Annotated in this window: 23 protein-coding genes; 3 read left to right on the top strand and 20 right to left on the bottom strand. The window is 37.2% G+C overall.

The window, feature by feature from the left end; genetic code table 11:
* Positions 1–8: 8 nt before the first annotated feature.
* Complete coding sequence (locus MP477_RS00255) at positions 9–899, bottom strand: dihydrodipicolinate synthase family protein (protein ID WP_230036368.1); 891 nt, start codon at positions 897–899, stop codon at positions 9–11.
* 39 nt (positions 900–938) lie between these two features.
* Positions 939–1,394: a cupin domain-containing protein gene (locus MP477_RS00250; RefSeq protein ID WP_257188690.1), complete on the bottom strand. Its 456-nt coding sequence runs from the start codon at positions 1,392–1,394 to the stop codon at positions 939–941.
* A gap of 101 nt (positions 1,395–1,495) precedes the next feature.
* Here MP477_RS00250 and MP477_RS00245 point away from each other — a divergent pair, with 101 nt between their 5' ends.
* Positions 1,496–2,935 carry a PLP-dependent aminotransferase family protein gene (locus tag MP477_RS00245; RefSeq protein ID WP_257188689.1) on the top strand — a complete coding sequence of 480 codons (1,440 nt, stop codon included), beginning with the start codon at positions 1,496–1,498 and terminating at the stop codon, positions 2,933–2,935.
* A 51-nt stretch (positions 2,936–2,986) separates the two neighbouring features.
* On the opposite strand, the gene MP477_RS00240 is transcribed toward MP477_RS00245, so the two are convergent.
* Positions 2,987–3,760, bottom strand: a complete 774-nt coding sequence (locus MP477_RS00240; protein ID WP_257188688.1) for a T9SS type A sorting domain-containing protein — start codon at positions 3,758–3,760, stop codon at positions 2,987–2,989.
* Between the two features lie 211 nt (positions 3,761–3,971).
* The gene (locus MP477_RS00235) at positions 3,972–5,108 is read right to left on the bottom strand and encodes an Atu1372/SO_1960 family protein (RefSeq protein ID WP_257188687.1); all 1,137 of its coding nucleotides are present in this window, start codon (positions 5,106–5,108) and stop codon (positions 3,972–3,974) included.
* An 84-nt stretch (positions 5,109–5,192) separates the two neighbouring features.
* Between MP477_RS00235 and MP477_RS00230 the strand changes: the two genes are divergently transcribed.
* Positions 5,193–5,996: an AraC family transcriptional regulator gene (locus tag MP477_RS00230; RefSeq protein WP_257188686.1), complete on the top strand. Its 804-nt coding sequence runs from the start codon at positions 5,193–5,195 to the stop codon at positions 5,994–5,996.
* Here the strand turns inward: MP477_RS00230 and MP477_RS00225 are convergent.
* From MP477_RS00225 to MP477_RS00170, 12 genes are all read right to left on the bottom strand, one after another.
* Positions 5,978–6,634 carry a DUF6766 family protein gene (locus MP477_RS00225; RefSeq protein ID WP_230036378.1) on the bottom strand — a complete coding sequence of 219 codons (657 nt, stop codon included), beginning with the start codon at positions 6,632–6,634 and terminating at the stop codon, positions 5,978–5,980. The two genes, MP477_RS00230 and MP477_RS00225, sit on opposite strands and share 19 nt — an antisense overlap.
* A 37-nt stretch (positions 6,635–6,671) precedes the next feature.
* Positions 6,672–8,195, bottom strand: coding sequence for an FAD-dependent oxidoreductase (locus MP477_RS00220; RefSeq protein ID WP_257188685.1), 1,524 nt, complete (start codon positions 8,193–8,195; stop codon positions 6,672–6,674).
* Between the two features lie 101 nt (positions 8,196–8,296).
* Positions 8,297–9,043, bottom strand: coding sequence for an SDR family oxidoreductase (locus MP477_RS00215; protein ID WP_257188684.1), 747 nt, complete (start codon positions 9,041–9,043; stop codon positions 8,297–8,299).
* 10 nt (positions 9,044–9,053) lie between these two features.
* Positions 9,054–9,851 carry an SDR family oxidoreductase gene (locus tag MP477_RS00210; protein WP_257188683.1) on the bottom strand — a complete coding sequence of 266 codons (798 nt, stop codon included), beginning with the start codon at positions 9,849–9,851 and terminating at the stop codon, positions 9,054–9,056.
* Between the two features lie 5 nt (positions 9,852–9,856).
* A complete protein-coding gene (locus MP477_RS00205; protein WP_230036386.1) occupies positions 9,857–10,357 on the bottom strand; it encodes a CinA family protein in 501 nt (166 codons plus the stop codon).
* A 96-nt stretch (positions 10,358–10,453) separates the two neighbouring features.
* The gene (locus tag MP477_RS00200) at positions 10,454–12,595 is read right to left on the bottom strand and encodes a catalase (protein ID WP_257188682.1); all 2,142 of its coding nucleotides are present in this window, start codon (positions 12,593–12,595) and stop codon (positions 10,454–10,456) included.
* A 55-nt stretch (positions 12,596–12,650) separates the two neighbouring features.
* The gene (locus MP477_RS00195) at positions 12,651–13,031 is read right to left on the bottom strand and encodes a hypothetical protein (RefSeq protein WP_257188681.1); all 381 of its coding nucleotides are present in this window, start codon (positions 13,029–13,031) and stop codon (positions 12,651–12,653) included.
* A gap of 13 nt (positions 13,032–13,044) precedes the next feature.
* Positions 13,045–13,347 carry a hypothetical protein gene (locus tag MP477_RS00190; RefSeq protein ID WP_230036392.1) on the bottom strand — a complete coding sequence of 101 codons (303 nt, stop codon included), beginning with the start codon at positions 13,345–13,347 and terminating at the stop codon, positions 13,045–13,047.
* 63 nt (positions 13,348–13,410) lie between these two features.
* Entirely contained in the window at positions 13,411–13,998 is a 588-nt protein-coding gene (locus MP477_RS00185; RefSeq protein ID WP_257188680.1) for a ferritin-like domain-containing protein, read from the bottom strand.
* Between the two features lie 412 nt (positions 13,999–14,410).
* Positions 14,411–15,007 carry a Crp/Fnr family transcriptional regulator gene (locus tag MP477_RS00180; protein ID WP_230036396.1) on the bottom strand — a complete coding sequence of 199 codons (597 nt, stop codon included), beginning with the start codon at positions 15,005–15,007 and terminating at the stop codon, positions 14,411–14,413.
* A 276-nt stretch (positions 15,008–15,283) separates the two neighbouring features.
* Complete coding sequence (locus MP477_RS00175) at positions 15,284–15,487, bottom strand: hypothetical protein (protein ID WP_257188679.1); 204 nt, start codon at positions 15,485–15,487, stop codon at positions 15,284–15,286.
* A gap of 97 nt (positions 15,488–15,584) precedes the next feature.
* Positions 15,585–16,469, bottom strand: a complete 885-nt coding sequence (locus MP477_RS00170; protein WP_257188678.1) for a DMT family transporter — start codon at positions 16,467–16,469, stop codon at positions 15,585–15,587.
* 95 nt (positions 16,470–16,564) lie between these two features.
* Between MP477_RS00170 and MP477_RS00165 the strand changes: the two genes are divergently transcribed.
* On the top strand, positions 16,565–17,977 hold the full coding sequence (locus MP477_RS00165) for a PLP-dependent aminotransferase family protein (RefSeq protein WP_257188677.1): 1,413 nt from the start codon (positions 16,565–16,567) through the stop codon (positions 17,975–17,977).
* Positions 17,978–17,983: 6 nt separating this feature from the next.
* Here the strand turns inward: MP477_RS00165 and MP477_RS00160 are convergent, their stop codons facing one another.
* The 4 genes from MP477_RS00160 to MP477_RS00145 are packed head-to-tail and all read right to left on the bottom strand — an operon-like array spanning position 17,984 to position 19,945.
* The gene (locus tag MP477_RS00160) at positions 17,984–18,580 is read right to left on the bottom strand and encodes a Crp/Fnr family transcriptional regulator (RefSeq protein WP_230036404.1); all 597 of its coding nucleotides are present in this window, start codon (positions 18,578–18,580) and stop codon (positions 17,984–17,986) included.
* Entirely contained in the window at positions 18,580–18,957 is a 378-nt protein-coding gene (ytxJ, locus tag MP477_RS00155; protein WP_230036406.1) for a bacillithiol system redox-active protein YtxJ, read from the bottom strand. Before ytxJ ends, MP477_RS00160 begins: the two co-directional genes overlap by 1 nt.
* Entirely contained in the window at positions 18,954–19,412 is a 459-nt protein-coding gene (locus MP477_RS00150; RefSeq protein WP_257188676.1) for a DUF1569 domain-containing protein, read from the bottom strand. Before MP477_RS00150 ends, ytxJ begins: the two co-directional genes overlap by 4 nt.
* Positions 19,409–19,945, bottom strand: coding sequence for a YfiT family bacillithiol transferase (locus tag MP477_RS00145; protein WP_257188675.1), 537 nt, complete (start codon positions 19,943–19,945; stop codon positions 19,409–19,411). Before MP477_RS00145 ends, MP477_RS00150 begins: the two co-directional genes overlap by 4 nt.

Genomic DNA, 19,945 nt, shown 5'->3' with positions numbered 1-19,945 from the left:
AATAACTATCAATTCTGATTTTTTAGCTCCGAAAGAATCTTTTTCAATTCTTCAGACTCATTTTCTGTTAAAGGTTGTAAAGGGCTTCTCAGATTGCCCCCTTCTTCACCCAGAATACTGAGTCCGGCCTTAACCGCTCTTGGTAAGCCTTTACTGACAATAAATCTAAGAAGATCAAACTGCTGATAGAAAATATCTTTAGCTTTTCCTAAATTTCCTTCTTCAACAGCATTATACAAACTGACATTCAATTCAGGAATAAGATTAGGCGCGGCAGTACACCAACCTCTGGCACCCGCAGAAAAGGCAGCCAATGCCAAAGGATTTGAACCATTGTAAAAGGCTACATCTTCCCCTAGTTCCCTTCTTAAATAATGCATTCTCTGAATGTCCCCTGAACTTTCCTTGATCATGGTCACATTAGGAATTTCAAGCAATCTTTTCAAAAGAGCCGGAGACATATCTACTCCACTGGTTGCCGGATTATTATAAGCCATAATCGGAATAGAGATTTTCTTGGCTACAGCATCATAATGAGCTACAATTTCATCATCGGTAAGTTTCCAGTAACTCATGGGAATAATCATCACCGCATCTGCTCCGGCCTTCTCTGCAAACCGGGCATGGTGAATTGTTTTTTCTGTAGTAAGATTGGATACTCCTACCAGCGTAGGAACTCTTCCTTTTACCTGTTCTATAGTAGCTTCCGTAATTGCTTCCTTTTCCTCATCAGATAAATAAGGCATTACACCTGTACTTCCTAAAGGAGCAACTCCGTGGCTTCCGGATGTAATCAGTCTTTCTACCAAGTGCTTAAAAAGAGGAACATTCACTTTTTCATGGTCATCAAAAGGAGTAATCGGATAAGCGATGATCCCTTTAAACGGAACATTTTTCATATTTATTTTATTTAAAATTAATAATGGTTGATGATACAGTTACAGGTCTCTACCCTCTTCCTCTCTTAATGCAACTCCTAAATTCTGTAGTTGGGGTGCATTTTCACAGGCAATATATTTAGCCGGTTCTGTGTCGCTTAGATTCTGATGTTTATGCCATGCCCATGAAGGAATATAAACAGCATCTCCGGCCTCCCAATGTACTCTTTCATCTTCCACTTCTGTCCATCCCTTTCCTTCAATCACATACAATACCGTTTCGTAAGTATGACGGTGTCTGTTGGTCTGTTGACCGGGTAATAACCCTCCAATAGTCATACTCACATTCTTACTGGGAAGATCAACAAAAAAAACAGGATGTTTTCTTTCGGTTGAAAACTGATTGTGTTCACCTGTATTTTCTACATTTTTATGGATTAAATGGCTTGGCTTTGCATATTTTGGTCTTGCAAATGTTTCGTGAAAATCTTTAGAACTGAATTCTTTTTTGTTCATGATTTTAAAATTATAATGGTTTTGTGCTTTATTGCATGACAAAATTATTCTATATTTGGACTGTTTAAATGATTCAGTTTTTACATAAACAGATAGTCCAGATGCTACGACCTTGGAAATTAGAGTTTGAAATTGACAGAAAGCTTGATAAAGCAGTATATCTGCAGATTGCAGATAGTATTATAACTGATATACGCTCAGGACGGCTGAAACCCGGAGATGCTCTTCCCGGCAGCAGGAACTTGGCTACAACCTTAAAAATAAACAGAAATACTGTGGTAGAAGCTTATCAGGTGCTGATTAATGAAGAATGGGTTATTTCCAAAGAAAGAAAAGGAATTTTTGTATCGGATCAACTGCCTGCTTTACATCATAAAAGGATAAATAAAAGCACCGATAATCAGGATCAGCCCATGAAGTCAGGAGGCATACTTATTAATTTTGATGACGGTCATCCGGACAGTAAAATTGCTCCTGTAACGGAATTAGCCAGAGCATACAGACAGATATTCAGTATAAAGGCCAAATGGCAGATGATGGGATATGGAGATGAACACGGAGATATAGAGTTCCGGAATATGATTGCCAAAATGCTGAACCATCAGCGTGGAATGCAGATCCATGACCATGAAATATCCATTACCAGAGGCAGTCAGATGGCCATGTTTTTAACGGCTCAGAGTCTTTTTACCTCAGGTGATCATGTGATTGTAGAAGATCCTGGTTACAATCCAGCACGGCAGGCTTTTGAATATGCCGGAGCCACGTTATTACCCGTATCTGTAGATAAGGAAGGAATTAATGTTGAAACTATTGAGAAACTCTTGGCACAACATGACAGCATAAAAGCGATCTATATTACGCCCCACAGACAATATCCCACCACAGTTACTTTAAGTTTATCCAGAAGACTAAGGTTAATAGAACTCTCTAATCAATATGACATTACGATCATTGAAGATGATTATGATAATGAATTTCATTTCGGATACCGCCCCATCCTGCCTATTTCAAGCTTCCCGGAACTCCGGCATTATGTATACATCGGAACATTAAGTAAGGTCGTAGCACCGGCATTAAGGATTGGCTATCTGGCGACTAAAAATCAGGATTTATTACAAAAAATTGGCGGTCTGAGAAAGATTATCGACGTTCATGGGGATGTGATCATGGAACAGGCAGTTCTTCAGCTCATCAAAGAAGGAGCCGTAAAAAAACACATTAAAAAAGCAACTGTTCATTACAAAAACAAGAGAGATTTTACGTTTAGTATTTTAAAAAAATATATGACTGAAGTTGCCGATTTTACATTGCCTGAAGGCGGCCTGGCATTTTGGATTGTCCCTAAAATAACGTTGAACTGGGATTTGGCAACCACTTTACTGCTTAAAAGAAATATCAGAATTATTCATCCTAAGCAATACAGTCACAATGATATCAATGGCTTTAGATTGAGCTATGGTACGCTTACAGAAGAGCAATTGGAGCAAAGTATAGAGATTATTTCCGGGATCTTTATCCTTCTTTCTCAAAAACCATGATGGGTATGCAGATATAGAAAACAAAATCCCACTTTGAGCGGGATTCTAGAGTTAGTCTTTAATAAATTTAGCATTGAGCTCCCCTATTTTATAAAAATAAGTCCCTTTAGGAAGGTTTTCAACATCAATAGAAATGAGGTTTTCCATAGAACCGAAAGATTTGTTCATCACAAGCTTTCCGGACCTATCATAAATTTCCACTGCTTTGGAACCGTCTAAAGGATTCATAATGTTCAGAGTCTTCTGGGCCGGTATAGGAAATGCTGAAATTTTATTTTTAGCCCGGACCTCTTTGGCAGAAAGTGAGGTTGTAGGTAAATTATATATTTCAGTTGAACCGGTGCCCTGATTGAATAATCTCAGTTTATTTGTATTGGTCGTATGATCATGATAGATATTTATATCATACTCATCGCTAAACTGATAATTGGGACCAAATTCATGCAGTACATTTCCCTCCTCATTGTAAATACGGATGATGTATTCTCTTTGAGATGTCGTGCTGTTATACTTTTCAAATGTAATGATGATTTCCAGTTTATTATCGGTATTAAAAACATTTTTAGACAGTACAAAATTATTTTTATACTGATCAATAAACATAGAATACCCTGCCGGTACGGAAGGTGTAAACTGTTTATATAGGGAATAATCAGCTTTGTAGATCTTAACCTGACTGATATTAAATCCGGTGGAATAATAAAATGTCTCATTGGTATTGGTATACACCTGCAGATTTTCAGAACTGAAGTTTTTTCCAAGTGTTATCTGACCAAAAATTAAACTTCCGGCAGCCATTGCCAGTGTTACAATAATCTTTTTCATAGGTATTTATTTTTAAACATCACAAAGGTATACCCCGCAATGAGGACTACCTTACGGAAATCCGTATTGATGGAGAATTCTAAGGATATTTATGCATTCAGAGATTAAAATAAAAAATCCATCGACCGCCTGGGCCAATGGATTTTATGTATACGAAACCAATATACTTCAAATGATAAATACTGATGAATGAAGTCTCCTAATCCGGTGATTATTCCACTTCAAAAATAGCCTGGATTTCAACGGAAGAGTTTACAGGAATAGAGGAAGCTCCCAATGTACCTCTGGCATGTTTTCCTTTTTCTCCAAAAACCTCAACACTAAGATCCGAAGCAATATTCATCAGGTCAGCATGTTTGGTATAATCATCTTTCGTATTAAAAATTCCCGTAAGCTGAACACACTGCTTCACCCTGCTTAAATCTCCTCCTACAGCTTCTCTCAGGACAGACAGTACGTTAAGCATGGTAACTTTGGTAGCCTCTTTTACCTGCTGTTCGTTCACCTCAACACCCAGTTTCCCAGGATTAACTATTTTTCCGTCTTTTAAAGCCACCTGATTGATAAATACAAGGTTTCCGGAACGTACGAATGGCTGATAATTTCCGGCAGGTTTGGGAACCTGAGGAAGAACAATATTTTTTTGCTTTAAAATCTCATTAAAATCCTGATGGTTTTCAACAACAGGCATACCCTTTTTTGAATAGGTATCTTTCAACGCCAAGGCCACTTTTGCAAAATTTAGCCCTTGCAGCTCTGCCAGGTGACGCTCCCCTTTCGTAGGTCTTTCTACATCTTTTAAAGAAGCCATGCTGGTCACTCCTAATACTGTATTTCCCTGTGGGATTGCCTTATTCAGCTCTTCGGTGCCACGGATTCCGTTGGAGACCAAAATCATTCCGTGTACCGCAAGACTGTTCCAGAATGCCTGAAGGGCAAGCTCTTTTCCGGCACCACTTCCTGCGGACATAAAAACCGTTGCTGGAACTCCCTCCAAAGCATGGCTGGTCCAGAGCTGAACGGTTTTAGATAAAAACTCACTCATTCCGGTGCTTATGTTTCCAAAATAAACAGGAGAACCAAAAGCAATTCCGTCATAAGCACTAAGCTCATCTACTGTTGCTACCGGTATATTTTTTAAAATCGGGTTTTGAGAGGCTTTCACCAGCTTAATATAGGGAACTGCATTGTTTTCACTTTCAATTCCTTTAGCTATTTCCTTAGCCAGCTCGTAAGTTCCCCCATTATCCGAATGGATGAGAACCAATACTTTAGCTTTATTCTGTGCCATGATGTTGATGGTGTTAAATAGTAAAATTAAAATAAAAAAAGAACATAATTTTTTCATTCTGAATAAGATATAAGTTTATGATACAAATTTAGTATTGTCGTTTTTATTAAATTTGCCAAAAAATATATACAAAACGTCAATATGAAATGTGGACTGATTGAGAAAACAGAAAGCCAGTTTGTAGATACCATCGAAAAAGAAGCTTATGTATGGTGTGAAAAAAACTGGAAGCATGATGAGTATGAACATGTACATAGCCGTGCCCAGCTTACTTTTGTAGAGGAAGGCTATCAGTATTTTCATATTGACCGGAAAATCTATCTTGTTCCTCAGTACCATGTGATATGGGTTCCTTCCGGAAAAGCGCACAAAATAACTTCCGAAGCAAAGACGGTTAACCTGATGCTGTTTTTATTTAAATCTGTTTTTGAGGATGAATTTTACCAGCATGTTCAGGTATTTGCAGTTCCTCCAGTTCTCAAAGAAATGCTCCTTTATGCCTCCAAATGGAACCAGTCATTAGTAGAGAATGAAGAACAGGACATTTTTTTCAAAGCTATTTTAAAAAGCCTACCTAACTTCTGCCGCGAAAGCAATGGGTTGGAAATTCCCGTTCCTATGGATACCAGGCTTATTCCTGTTTGTAATGAAATCAATTCTCATTTTAAATACAATCTGGATATTGACGCTTTGGCAGAAAAAGCACAGATGTCAGTAAGAAGCCTTCAGAGAATCTTTAAAAATGAAACTGGAATAACATTACAGAAATACCTTCAGCTGACAAGGATTCTTAAAAGTATTGAACTTATAGATGCCAGACAGTTTACGTTGAGTGAAGTAGCCTATAAAGTAGGTTATCAAAGTCTTTCTGCATTTACCACCTCTTACTTTGCGGTAATGAAAGTAAAGCCTAAACTGAATAAAAATCAGGGGGTTTCATCATAGGGCATATCTACAGGCTTAGATTCCGGAGACCCTTTTTCACGAAACCAAATGGACAGGATCACTAAAGAGGCAACAGCTAAAAATTCGCTTTGCCAGTTTTGAAAAGATTCAAACCAAAACCGGGATTCTGTGAGATACTGGCTTGTGCTTACCGGAGGTTTATCATTCATAATCTGCTCATTATTAAAATCTTTTAAGCTTCCATAGAAGTGCAGTATAAAGCTGGCAAGGAACAAAATCCCAAAAGCCAATGACAAAGAATGTTTGTAAATTTTCAGCCATATCCCTCCTTTTTTAACAGGCCATGGAGCTTTGGGATGTACGATGGGCTCTCGGTCCACATCTTCCTTTCCCTCCATTGATTTTGATTCACTGGAACCTTTCTGTCTCAAGGATATTGTTAACAAAACATATAACATCATCTGCAGAAATTCACTTTCCCAGTTTTCGAAAGTTGCCTGTATAAAATGACCGCTGTATATATATTGAGTGAGTGTCAAAGCTTTTTGCCCATTTTCAGCCAATTCTTTATTTTCAACGCTCCATCCCGTAAAAAACTGACCGAGAAGAGAACATAACATTAAAGCTATCAAAACAATACTCAGGCTGTTACGATAAAAGAAACTTGATCGAGACATATTTTCTTAATTTAAAATGATAAAAAAGATCTACTCTTTACTGTTTTTGAAAAGGAAATATTTTCTGCAGATTCTTTGTAGTGGGACCCGTCAGCATTTTTCCGTTAACATTAAATCTTGATCCATGACAAGGGCAGTCCCAACTCAATTCTGCACTGTTCCAGCGTACTTCACACGCTGCATGCGGGCATGTACTTTTCAAAAGATGTAATATGCCGCCGGTTTCTTTGTAAAGTGCATAAGATTCAGATTCATAACGGATCACTTTTGCTTCTCCCTCTTTGATTTCTGAATAAGAATCAATTTTCTCTATGAAAATCTTATCTTTTATAAAATCAAATGCAACCGTTGCATTTTCTTTGACAAAGTCTGAAAATCCGGCAATTGGCTTTATTCTTAATGGATTGAATATATCCTGATATTTATTGGCTCCTATAACAATTAAGTCATGCAAAATCTGTGAAGAAAGTGTTCCAAAGATCATTCCGTTACCCCTGAATCCGGTAGCCACAAATATCTTTTCTTTACTGCCCGGAAGCTTTCCAATATAAGGCAGCCCGTCAACAGGTTCATAATACTGACTGGACCAGCTATAAAATACTGTTTCGACATTAAAATACTGACGGACATAGTTCTCAAGATTTGAAAAACATATTCCGGTATCTTCAGCATGCCCTGTCTTATGATCTTCACCTCCGGCAATCAGTACATTTTCACCATCAATTTCCTGAATTCTGTAATAATGATATGGATCATTGAGATCATAACCCATTTCCCAAGGATATTTATTATCCTTAAGGGTAAAAGCCATTACGTAGCTTCGGTAAGGAGCATTGGTAAAATGAAGGAGATTGATTCCTGGCGGAATGTGTGTGGCATAGATAACATTTTTTGCTTTTATTTCTCCCTCTGAAGTTTTTAAAATAACATAATTTTCCTGCTCATCATGGCTTTCACAAACACAGTTCTCCTGAATTGAACCTCCCATTTCTATAAAAGCATCACAAAGCCCTTTGATATATTTTACAGGATGAAAATGACCCTGTCCGGGAATTAGTACAGCTTCCTTAAATGGTATGGGGAAAGGAATTTCATTCACATAAGACATTTCATGCCCTACTTTAGCGGCACCTTCTACAATGGTCCTCAGCTGTTTCTCCTGTTTTTCATCCAATGCAAAAAGATAGGCAGACTTTCTGGTAAAATCACAACTGATGCTATACTTCTCAATGTTATTCTCAATAATGTTGATTGCATCTTTGCCGGATTCAGCATACTGTTGGGCATAATCCAGCCCAAAATCTTCAATAACCTGAGCAAAGGTTGTATCAAAGAAATCATTTAAATGGGCTGTTGTTCCTCCTGTTGTTCCAAATCCGATATTAGCAGCTTCCAGAATAATACAATTCTTTCCGGATTCCTGTAATTTTAAAGCAGTGGATACCCCGGTAATTCCTCCTCCTATGATGGCAACATCAAATAGCTGGTAAAGATCAGCTCCGGTAGAAAATTTTCTGATTTCCTCCTGCCATATACTTTTTCTTGCTCCGTCTCTATACATGATCAGAATATTTAAAGTTAAACATATTTCATGGTATCAGGTTTTGAAAATAGTGTAATATCCAGATTGATTTCTTTTATAATCAATTGACTGTATCACATTTATCCATTAACAATCATTCCTCCGTTAGGGTGAAGAACCTGCCCTGTAATCTGTGCTGCATCGTCACTTGCTAAAAAAAGAAAGCTGGTAGCTACCTCTTCAGGAGTAGCGTTTCTTTCCAAAGGCGGCTGATCAGGATTCTCCTCTTTTTCATCAAAAGTTTTCTTGGTAAGCGGTGTAGCCACAGGTCCCGGAGCGACAGCATTGATCCGTATTCCTTTTGGCTTTGCCTGCAAGGCCAGAGATCGTGTAAAAGAAACAATGGCACCTTTGGTTGCAGAATAATCCAATAGCTCAGGATGTCCCTGATAGGCTGCAGCAGATGTTGTATTGATAATACAGCTTCCTTCTTTCAGGTAAGGAAAAACAATTTTTGTTAATAAAATCATTCCAACGATATTGGAGTCAAATGTCTTTCTGATATTTTTTTCTTCCAGTTCTTCAATATTGTCAGAAGGAAACTGCACACCTGCATTATTGATCAGTATATCAATTTTACCGAATGTAGAAATTATTTTCTGTGTCACTTCCTTACAGAAATCATAATCATTGATATCCCCCTGAAAAATGGAGCATCTCCGGCCCAGGTTTCTGATCTCCTTTTTAGTATTTTCAGCATCTCTGTCATTGGAATGAAAGATAATGGCAATATCTGCCCCTTCTGATGCAAAAAGAAGAGCCACCGCTTTGCCTATACCACTATCAGCACCAGTGATCAGAACGGATTTGTTTTCTAGCTTTCCCATCTTTATCTTTTTATTTGTTATCTGCAGGTTTCTGCATTTCAGCCATTCTGTGAGCAGCCATACTGTCTGTAGAGAGATTGGCCATAGCTAAAGATAATTTATTTTTCAATCCTGATACCATTTTACCATCCCCATTCATCAAAGCATTATATCCGTCAATCGCAACTTCTTCAGGAGAAGCAAGATGATCTTTATCTTCAGCAATTTTACTCCTATTCATTCCGGCTTTATTAAAGAAATCCGTATTTGTAGGACCTGGTAAAAGTGTTGTTACAGTGATCCCCGAATCTTTAAGTTCCTCACGAATTGCTTCAGACCATGATAAAACAAATGCTTTGGTACCATGATATACCGAGTGCCAAGGACCCGGCACCTTACTGGCTACAGAAGCCAGATTCAAAATTTTTCCTGATCCCAGCGGTAACCGGTCCTTTAAGAATAATTTGGTTAATATGATAATGGAAACAATATTTAAATTGACAATGTCAATTTCCCGATGGATATCGGTTTCCTGAAATTTACCATAAACACCTTGCCCTGCATTATTAATTAAAATTTCAGGGCTTATTCCGTTTAATTTTAATTCTGAATACAGAGAATAAACTTCTTCCTGAAGAAATAAATTCTTTGATATCGTAATGACGTTTACTCCACACCCTTTAAACTCATCTGCTCTTTTTTTGAGCTCTTCATGGTTTCTGGCAACAATAACAAGGTCATATTTATTTTTAGCAAACTGCTTCGCCAGTTCATACCCTATTCCACTGGTACCCCCCGTGATCAGTACATATTGATTCTTGTGTTCCATTGGTTCTATTTTAAAATTAAAAGCCTGTTGATTTCACTTTTAAAGCATCCCAGAATAAATTCCGTGTAATACAGCTGTGCATTGAGGGCTTGTGTTTTAGGATGCAGTTCCAATTTTTTGGTAAGAATGATCTCTCCTTTGTATGAGAATGAGAAATAGGCAAAAATTTTATATGAAGAATTACGGATCGGAGTACAATAACCTGTGGTAGCAATAGACCAGTCGGATTCAAATAGGCTGGCAACGTTTAATGCCATTGTTTCAGCAATATTTTCTGAAACGCAGTCACATTCTTCAGCTTCCTGTCTGTTTACTTTCAATAATCTTACTTTCTCCGGTAAGGTATAGGCTGTTATTCCTCCTTTGTAAGACAGAGAAGCATTCGGCATCTGCGAAAAAGCTAATTGTAAACATCCTGATGTAACACTTTCCGCAATTGAAATAGTTTCATCTGTGGTTATCAGAGACTGGCTTATATATTCAAGAAGACTTTTCTGAAATTCCATAGCATTATATTTTGAATGATTGAAGGTTTAAAAAGCTGCTGTCTTTACATTCAGCAGCTTTAGATAGATGATGTGTGGTGTGAAAGGTTTTTATGATTAAGAGTTTCTCTCTATTTCCAGATCCCAGACCCTGTGTTTGGCAATAGCATTTATGAAATTTTCTGCCGGAGAATCATCTTCTCCGGTAATGATTCCCGGATCCTGGTGTTGCTTCGCAGCAACATTAGAATTGTGATACACCAGGTCTGTACCTGATCCGAAATAAATTGCCTTACAGTGCTTATAGGCTTCATTGATGAAATGCAGGACAAGATGTTTGTTTACTGCTGTCATCAGTTCTTTTGCAGAATCCTCGCCGGAGCAGATAAAAAGAGCATCAAAACAAACACTTGCAGTGCTTGTAAAAGAATGTTTAGGAGTCAGTTCTTTCCCATCATTTGTTATTACTTTGGCCAAACTTGGTGCTATCAGCTCCACTTTTGCTCCTTTTTCCTCTAGTTGGGTTTTAAGGTTATCTACTGCTTCACTATCTGCACCGTTAGCCAGTATAAAGCCTATTTTTCTGCTTTTAATAGTATTTTTGACCGTATTTTCCATACTAAGTGCTTCCGATATTTTTGTTCTCGGTTCTTTTTCCTCACTCTGTAGCTCTACAATATTGCTGTCTGCAGGTAGGCTTTGATTGGGCCATTCAAGTTTTTTAACCTCAACACCTAATTTTTCAGCTACTTTCTGTGCCAAAAACATATCGATATAAGCAAGCTGCCCCACCAGTCTTTCCCTGACTTCCGGAATTGTTACTTTTGAAAGTTCAAAGATCAGTGCATTTTGAAGGTGAGTTTTTTCAGGATTCGACTGGCTGTTATAGAATAATTTTGCCTGAGAATAATGATCTACAAAACTTTTACTTCTTTCCCTGATTTTTGAACCTGATATCCTTTCCCCGTGAGAGGTAAAACCACCTTCAGACATCATAGCCTGGAAAGGGCATCCGCTGCCAATAGAATTGGGATCATAACTACTTTTTCCTTTAACAATCTGCTGTCTCATATGTCCGTCCCTCTGATTGTTATGAACAGTATTCACAGATCTGTTAATCGGAATTTCATGAAAATTCGGAGATCCTAATCTGGATAATTGGGTATCTGTATATGAAAATAACCTGCCCTGCAGAAGAGGGTCGTTACTAAAATCTATTCCCGGAATAATATGGCCTGGATGGAAAGCCACCTGCTCTGTCTCCGCAAAAAAATTCTCCGGATTTCTGTTCAGTGTCAGCGTTCCTACAATTTCTACAGGAACTTCTTCTTCAGGAACAATTTTCGTGGGATCCAGAAGGTCAAAATCAAACTGGTCTTCTTTATCTTCAGGAATCAGCTGTACTCCCAGGTCCCACTCCGGATAGTCTCCGTTTTCAATAGCTTCCCAAAGGTCTCTTTTATGAAAGTCAGAATCAACTCCGGAGATTTTCTGAGCTTCATCCCAGGCTACGGAATGTACCCCCAGTTTTGGTTTAAAATGAAACTTTACAAAGTGTACTTTCCCTTCATTATTGATGAATTTGAAAGAATGTACTCCAAAGCCTTCCATCATTCTAAGACTTCTGGGAATAGCACGGTCACTCATCAGCCACATGATCATATGCATACTTTCGGGCATCAGCGAAATAAAATCCCAGAAGGTATCATGAGCAGAAGCCGCTTGAGGAATCTCATTGTCTGGCTCAGGTTTTACAGCATGAATAAGATCCGGAAACTTAATTGCATCCTGAATAAAGAATACAGGCATGTTATTGCACACCATATCATAATTACCTTCTTCAGTATAAAATTTTATCGCAAAACCCCGTACATCTCTTGCCAGGTCAGTGCTGCCTTTGCTTCCGGCAACCGTTGAAAACCTTACAAAAACTGGCGTTTCCTTTCCTACTTCAGATAAAAAACCGGCCTTTGTATAGGCTGCCAGGCTTTTAGTAAGTTTAAAAACGCCATGTGCTCCTGAACCTCGTGCATGAACCACTCTCTCGGGAATTCTTTCATGATCAAAATGGGTAATTTTTTCTCTCAGAATAAAATCTTCCAATAAAGAAGGTCCCCTTTCTCCCGCTTTTAAAGAATCCTGATTGTTATTGATCTTTAAACCCTGATTTGTAGTAAGCTTTTCGTTTGCATTAGAAGTACTGTGTACGTCCAGTTGTTCTGCTTTTTTATTGTTTTGTTCATTGGTATTCATATTCATAGGATTTATGGTTGATGATAGGTTTTAAGGTACTTTAATAGCTATTTTGGTACAATCATTCTGTATTGTCACTCTCAAACATATTGAGAATCCTGTTGATATACTCTTCTTCCTTTACTACTTTATAATAGGCTGTTTTTGCATATAAAGTGAAAGATGGGGTTTCAATTCTGATCTCAGAATCCAGAGCTGAAGTATCCAGTGTACTTTGATTATGAAATTCACGGATATGAAGTAAATATTCCTGTATATAATTTTCAATTACTTTTTTCAGGATCTCACATTTTGCATTTTTTTTAATCTTTTCCAAAGACTTAATCAGAAAAGCGGTGACTCCGTAGGAATTAATAACAACCGGAAATAATGACTCATTTTCCAGGGCATTATTTTTATTATTCAGTTCGGAATATTTTAAAACATCATTTTCAAATATCATATGTAAAGAGTTATTAGTTGTTAGAAGCTTTTAAATATTGCTCAAAATAATGGAGGTCATCCTTATCCTTAATGGAAAGATAAAACATGATCTGTTCCGGTTCTTTCAGCCCTATACTGTTGAAACAGTCGAAATGGGCGATTAATGCCTGAATATTTTCAATATCTATATCTTTCAGGATTATAAATAACAAAAAGATATTCTCTTTGATCTCTTTTGCGTAGACAGCTGCTCCATTCTCAAACCATTTACCTTTGTTGGTGACTTTTACAAAATCTTTGTGCTTCAGCGTTTTTATTATTTTCTGACAGTCCATAATGGTAAGTGTTCGTGGTTAAAATAAGCCCTGTAAAACAAGCTATATGGCTTATATAGCAGTTTAGTCTTCTTGTTCAGCATCAAAATTGATGGATGTTTCTGCAATTTCTGTAAGCTGATAATCAGTATCTTCCTCTTCCTGAAGGGTTCTTTCAAGCAGATCTGCGGCTTTATCATGTCCCATAGTAATGGCAAGCTGAGCAAGCCCTCCATAAGTAGCAATTTCATAATGCTCTACCTTTTGTGCAGCAATAATTAATGCAGCATCTCTTGTTGCAGTACCCTCTTCGGTTGTTTTGATTACTTCTTCACCTTCTTCAATAATCCCTTTTATAGCCTTACATTCTTTCTTTTCAGGCTTTTCACCAATAAGCTGAAATACTTTTTCCAGACGTTTTACATGTTTTTGGGTTTGAAGATGGTGATCCTCAAAAGCTTCTTTAAGCTCTTCGGCTGTAGCGGCTTCCTGCATTTTATCTAATGCTTCAAGGATGGCATTTTCAGCATAATAAATATCCTTAAGAGCATTTACAAAAAATTGGTGAAGGGGTGCATTCTTCATCTCCTCAGTTATTATACTGCCATTTTTTACGATAGTCTTTTTTGCTATCGGTTCAGGATGAGTAGGTTCTAATATTTTATTTGCCATGATATAAAGTGGTGTTTAGTGTTGAAAAGATTGCCTCTTTATCAAATCAAAGAGGCAATCTTGGAAAAAGAATTATGAATTATGTCTGCCTCCGAATCCCGTTTTTTTTAAGACCTTCCACCTCCGTGAGATGCCTGTCTGCCTATTTTGGCAAAAGGTTTTCAGATGAGGATCCTTACCTTATATTTTTTCTTACATTTCTAGTGTCCATAACTGAATTTTATATAATTACTATTAAGTGATGCATTGCTTTCATTCACTAGTATCAGACGGCAACGGACTCGTGATAATTTTACTTGAGCATAAAGCATATGCTTTGTTCCTGGGGTTTTGAGAATTGTACTGAAACGTTATATTTCAAATGTACAATTGAATAACTCACTTTTTTATGACTTGAGTCATGTTGCAAATATTAATATAAAATTTTACGGTTTTGAATTTTAACTATTTTTTCCCTTTCCATGTGTTTAATAGTTCTTATAGCTGTCTCTACACATAAACCGGTAAGACTAGCCATCTGCTGTCTCGTTAATGGAACGGTAAATGAGTACGGCCTTTCATCATTTTGAGAGCTTTTAAGATAATCCATGAGCCCTTTAAGCCTTATAGAAGGATTTTGAGATGAAATATTCTGCATCATAATAAATTTATAATACAGACGCTGGGAAAGGAAATTATTCACTTCCATACATAAGTCCGGAGACTGGGTCAATAAATTGAAAAATATTGATTTATGAAGTTTTAAAACACTACATTCTGTAATGGCTTCAGCATTCATCGGGTAAGGTTTGTTTATAAAAAGTATGGATTCTCCGCAGCTTTGTCCTTCATATAGGAGATTTTGTATAAACTCTTTCCCGTCTTCATTATAATTATTAAGCTTTACTTTACCCTTAATAATCTGATAATAATAATTGGGTATATCTCCCTGAATAAATAAATTTTCAGAAGGATTATAATTTTTGATTTCTGCACCTGCTGAGTACAAAATATTTTCGTCAATAACCATAATACTTTTTTTTTTAAAATGTTAATTTTAAAATTTATCTAAAGTAAAATATCCATTGGAAAGTTACCTTTATGGATACAAATATTAAACCTTATCACTTGTTGAAATTGTTAAATTGCGTTAAAATGATATTAATTTTTATTAAATTCATATTGTATAAATTAGTGTGATTTATAAAAATTTGAAGCAATTTATTTTAAAAATTAACAAATGGAGATAAATTTCACGAACCCGTTCCATTGATGAAACGGGTTTTGTTAGGGTATGTAAATACTGCTATTTTTTTATAGTTTTATTCTGTATTGTTTGAGCAGTATCCTTATTATTTGGCGAAATAACAGTATCTGCACGTACAGTATCAGATGGCATCGGTGCAATATTCGTTGTAGTATCTACACTTACAGTATCTGTAACTGTAGTCTCTGTCCGGGTTTCTTTTTTGCAGCTCATGAGGAATCCGATGAGCATTAGTGACATCATAAATTTCATAATAATAGTATTAGATGGTGTGTATTTACAAAAGTAGATTATTATAAAATTATTTTTTATGATTTAGGTCATAATGATTTATTTTTAATTATTTCGCAAATTTCTTAGTCCCAACTACACATAAAATGACCCCAACGGTAACTCCCAGCATTCCTATGCTCACCTGCTCATGAAGAAGATACGCTGCCAAAGCAAGTCCAAAAAAAGGCTGAAGTAGCTGAAGCTGCCCTACAGAGGTAATACCTCCCTGTGCCAGCCCTTTATACCAAAATATAAAGCCGATAAACATGCTGAACAAAGAAATATACCCCAATCCAAACCAGCCTTTAAAACTTACCGTTTCAAGATTATTTGGTAAATAGAAGAAAAATAAAGGAATCATTATTGGTAAGGATAATACCAATGCCCATGAAATAACCTGCCATCCGCCCAGGGTTTTGGAAAGTTTAGCTCCTTCAGCATAACCCATTCCGCATAAAATAACCGCCAGAAGCATTAGAATATCTCCAATTGGAGAAGCTGAAATGCCCTGAGAAAAAGCATAGCCGATTACCAAGAAGCTTCCTATGACCGAAAATAACCAAAATATAGGATGTGGTCTTTCCCCACCACGAAATACTCCAAAAATAGCCGTAGCCATGGGCAGCATTCCTAAAAATACAATAGAATGTGCAGAAGTAAGATATTGCAATGCCAACGAAGAAAGCAGCGGAAATCCTATTACACAGCCAATAGCCACCAGTACAAGGGAAAAGATCTGATTTTTAGCAGGGCGTTTTTCTTTATAAATAAACAGAACCGAAAGAGCCAGAATTCCTGCAATAACCGCACGGGCAATAGTTACAAATATAGGATCCATCTCCATTACTGCAAGTTTGGTTCCGGGCATAGAGCCACTGAAAAGCAAAACTCCTATAAAACCATTGATCCAGCCACTTACTGCCTGGTCTTTTGAAATTGTATCTGTCATCATTATAATACGTTTTAATTGATGGTTCAAAATTAGAGAGGTAAATTCAATAAACACAGTCTCAGTTTTGTATATTTGCATGAACACAGTTTAAAAAAATGAGCAGAGAATTTTTATATACAGAAATTGCAGACGGTATAGCCAATCAAATCAGGAATGGTGTTTTAAAAGCTGGAGACAAGCTTCCTTCCGTAAGAATGCTATGCAGTGAGCATCAGGTAAGCATGAATACTGCAAAAAGGGTTTTCCTGGAACTTGAATCACAGTCACTGGTTGAATCCAAGCCTCAATCCGGTTATTTTGTCAGTCAGCTGCTATCTGTAAAACTCCCTTTACCTGAAGTAAGCCGCCCTTCTTTAATGGCTAATAATGATGAACCGGATGAGCTGATCAGTAAAGTATATGAAAATATGGGAAGGAAAGATCTTACCTTCTTTTCGATCGGTATTCCATCCGGAGGACTTCTTCCCCAGGCGAAACTGAAAAAGGAAATCATTAATGCAACACGGGAATTAAAAGACGGAGGAACAGAATACGAGGAACTTCAGGGAAATCTTAAACTCAGAAGGATGATTGCTATACGCTCTTTACAATGGGGCGGAAACCTTAATGAAAAAGATCTTATTACCACAAACGGTGGAATGAATGCGTTATCATTCTGTCTCATGGCCTTGGGAAAACCCGGGGATACTATTGCCATTGAAAGTCCTTGTTATCCCGGGATTTTGCAATTAGCCAACGGATTAGGGTTAAAAGTGCTGGAACTTCCCACTCACCCTACAACAGGAATAGAAATTGAAGCCTTAAAAAAACTCATTCCCAAAATTGATCTGTGCCTGTTAATTCCCAACTTTAATTCTCCTCTGGGAAGCTGTATGCCTGATGAAAACAAAAAAGAAGTCGTAAGAATTCTGTCAGAAAACAATATTCCACTCATTGAAGATGACGTGTATGGAGATCTTTATTTTGGGGCTTCCCGACCAAAATGCTGTAAATCTTTTGATAAAGACGGAAATGTTCTCTACTGCAGCTCTATTTCCAAAACATTGGCTCCGGGCTATCGTGTGGGGTGGATTGCTCCCGGAAGATATAAAGATAAAATACTTAAACTTAAACTTCTGCACTCTACCTCTTCCATCTCTATTGTCAATGAAGCCGTAGCCAATTTCCTGAAATCCGGAAGGTATGAGAAACATCTTCAGCAGCTTCGCAAAACACTGCAGACTAATTACCAGAATTATGTGCAGACCATTGCAGAATTTTTTCCCGAAGGCACAAAAACAAGCCGTCCGCAGGGAGGATTGTCTCTATGGGTAGAATTTGATAAGAAAATCCGCACTACAGAACTGTATGATCTCGCCATCAAACAGAACATAAGTATTGCTCCCGGCAGGATGTTTACCTTTCAGGAGCAGTTTGAAAACTGTATGAGACTGTGTATAGGTCTTCCATGGTCAGAAGAAACCCAGGCCAAACTCAGGCAGGTCGGAAATCTTGCAAAAAAAATTTAATACCTGTTATTTATTATCCGGAACGAAATTTTTTCTCGCCAGTTCTTTTCTTACACGGCTTAAACTCTCAGGGGTAATTCCCAGATAAGAAGCGATCATCCATTGAGGGACTCTCAGCAGTAAATCCGGATACATTTTGATGAATTTCATGTATCTTTCTTCTGCTGTTTCACCCAGTAAAGAATTGATCCTGTTCTGTAAACTTCGGATATGCTTCTGTAATAAAAAATCACTTCTTTCAATACTGTTCGGAAATTGCTCTACCAGCTTATTGAAGAAATCAGGATGCAAAAACAGTATTTCCGAATCTTCCACTGCTTCTATATAATAATTGGATTTTTCATTGAAATATAAACTGCTCCGGTCAGAGATCAGCCAACTTTCAGGGGCGAACTGTATAATATGTTCCTTTCCGTTTTTATCAATAGAATACATTTTAATAAGTCCTTTTTCCACAAAGAATATATGCCTGCATATTTCACCATACTGAAGGAGAAACTGATTCTTAGGAATTTTCTTTGCTTCATAATGCAGACTGCAGGTGTTTACGTTCTGAAGAGGAACGTTTAACACTTTGGCTAAATAATTATTAATATTCTTCATTATATAATCTGGCTTAAAGAAATATCCTCGTGCGAAGCACTTTTAACGGACTTTCCGTTCTCTATAACAATTAACTGTGGGCTTTCATGTCTTACCTCAAGATCTTTCGCAATTTTATTTGAAAGATCTCTGTGAGCTAACAGATCCAGGTAGTATAAGTCTACTTTCGGATCTGAATTTTCAACTTCCTTTTCAAAATTCTTCAAAACAGTCCTGCTGATAAAGCAGCCTGTTGAATGTTTGAATACAGCTATTTTATGGTGGTGAGAACGCTCAATGGCTTTCGCCAGATCTTCTGCAGATTCTATCTTTTTCCAGAAAGATTTTTGATCAGGGGTTTCGCTTTTTCCACCGAATATTTTATCAAAAAAACTCATACATTAAATTGTTTTAAATGATGATCAAGATGTTTATATTCTAAAAATTTCCAGTCTTTTTCAGTCATGTTCCCAAATAGTCTGTGATAGTCCGGCAGCTCTTTATTTGTACAGGCTTTCCGGAATTCCTCCAGCGTCTTCAGCAGATTGGTTTTTGATTCATCAAAATCACACTCAAAATTAATGATTAGTTTTTGAAAAGTAGGCATGTTTCTGGGAATTCCATTATTGAAAACATACATTTCTATTTTAGTAACGATCCCAATTACCCTGAAAAAAGGATTAATGCGCGGAAGCTCAACTGTTTTTAAAGCCACCTGAAGAACCATATCACAGTGCCTGAACATTTGACACACATTCATTTTTCCCCATTTTGCAGGGGAATTTTCGGATAATTTGGAAATCCTTTCTATAATTTCCTCAAAATAAAGGGGATTATTAAAGCTTTTTTTCACCAGCCTTTTTCTTTCTTCAGATTTTCTATATGAGCAAAATGATGATTACAATGCCAGGCATACAGGGCAAGGCTGCTTCTCAGGTCATAATTTCTATGATGTTCCGGATGATGAAAAGTTCTCTCAAACTGTTTATTGGTAAGACTTTTAAGAAGAACAACCCATCTTTGATGAGTTCCTTTCAACATTCTCATTGCCGGTTTTACAGGCATATGAAAGCTGTCCTGAAGCTCTGCCCACTGAGCCTCATTATAAGGTTTAATGGTTGGATTATCTTCTGTTAGTGCCAGTTTAAACCGGATAAAACTATTCATATGACTGTCTGAAAGATGATTTACAAGCTGTCTTACCGTCCAGCCTCCTTCTCTGTACGGAGTATCCAACTGATCATCTGTAAAGTCTTCGATAAGGTTTTTCAGCCTGCCCGGAAAATCTTTAATCACTTTGATATAAGTATCCAAAGTTGTATCACAAATGTTTTCGGGAGCTTCAAACTGCCCTATTGGAAATTTCTTATTCTCTAAATCACTCAT

The organism is Chryseobacterium sp. WG23 (assembly GCF_024586575.1).
GTDB lineage: Bacteria > Bacteroidota > Bacteroidia > Flavobacteriales > Weeksellaceae > Chryseobacterium.
This window is presented reverse-complemented; position numbering and strand designations above follow the sequence as displayed.

Coding starts and splice junctions, on each gene's coding strand:
- MP477_RS00145 (WP_257188675.1), bottom strand. CDS start 19,945: ATGAGTGATTTAGAGAATAAGAAATTTCCAATAGGGCAGTTTGAAGCT.
- MP477_RS00200 (WP_257188682.1), bottom strand. CDS start 12,595: ATGAATATGAATACCAATGAACAAAACAATAAAAAAGCAGAACAACTG.
- MP477_RS00195 (WP_257188681.1), bottom strand. CDS start 13,031: ATGATATTTGAAAATGATGTTTTAAAATATTCCGAACTGAATAATAAA.
- MP477_RS00210 (WP_257188683.1), bottom strand. CDS start 9,851: ATGGAACACAAGAATCAATATGTACTGATCACGGGGGGTACCAGTGGA.
- MP477_RS00225 (WP_230036378.1), bottom strand. CDS start 6,634: ATGTCTCGATCAAGTTTCTTTTATCGTAACAGCCTGAGTATTGTTTTG.
- MP477_RS00255 (WP_230036368.1), bottom strand. CDS start 899: ATGAAAAATGTTCCGTTTAAAGGGATCATCGCTTATCCGATTACTCCT.
- MP477_RS00190 (WP_230036392.1), bottom strand. CDS start 13,347: ATGGACTGTCAGAAAATAATAAAAACGCTGAAGCACAAAGATTTTGTA.
- MP477_RS00160 (WP_230036404.1), bottom strand. CDS start 18,580: ATGAAGAATATTAATAATTATTTAGCCAAAGTGTTAAACGTTCCTCTT.
- MP477_RS00220 (WP_257188685.1), bottom strand. CDS start 8,195: ATGTATAGAGACGGAGCAAGAAAAAGTATATGGCAGGAGGAAATCAGA.
- MP477_RS00165 (WP_257188677.1), top strand. CDS start 16,565: ATGAGCAGAGAATTTTTATATACAGAAATTGCAGACGGTATAGCCAAT.
- ytxJ (WP_230036406.1), bottom strand. CDS start 18,957: ATGAGTTTTTTTGATAAAATATTCGGTGGAAAAAGCGAAACCCCTGAT.
- MP477_RS00175 (WP_257188679.1), bottom strand. CDS start 15,487: ATGATGTCACTAATGCTCATCGGATTCCTCATGAGCTGCAAAAAAGAA.
- MP477_RS00185 (WP_257188680.1), bottom strand. CDS start 13,998: ATGGCAAATAAAATATTAGAACCTACTCATCCTGAACCGATAGCAAAA.
- MP477_RS00235 (WP_257188687.1), bottom strand. CDS start 5,108: ATGAAAAAATTATGTTCTTTTTTTATTTTAATTTTACTATTTAACACC.
- MP477_RS00180 (WP_230036396.1), bottom strand. CDS start 15,007: ATGGTTATTGACGAAAATATTTTGTACTCAGCAGGTGCAGAAATCAAA.
- MP477_RS00215 (WP_257188684.1), bottom strand. CDS start 9,043: ATGGGAAAGCTAGAAAACAAATCCGTTCTGATCACTGGTGCTGATAGT.
- MP477_RS00205 (WP_230036386.1), bottom strand. CDS start 10,357: ATGGAATTTCAGAAAAGTCTTCTTGAATATATAAGCCAGTCTCTGATA.
- MP477_RS00170 (WP_257188678.1), bottom strand. CDS start 16,469: ATGATGACAGATACAATTTCAAAAGACCAGGCAGTAAGTGGCTGGATC.
- MP477_RS00240 (WP_257188688.1), bottom strand. CDS start 3,760: ATGAAAAAGATTATTGTAACACTGGCAATGGCTGCCGGAAGTTTAATT.
- MP477_RS00250 (WP_257188690.1), bottom strand. CDS start 1,394: ATGAACAAAAAAGAATTCAGTTCTAAAGATTTTCACGAAACATTTGCA.
- MP477_RS00245 (WP_257188689.1), top strand. CDS start 1,496: ATGCTACGACCTTGGAAATTAGAGTTTGAAATTGACAGAAAGCTTGAT.
- MP477_RS00230 (WP_257188686.1), top strand. CDS start 5,193: ATGAAATGTGGACTGATTGAGAAAACAGAAAGCCAGTTTGTAGATACC.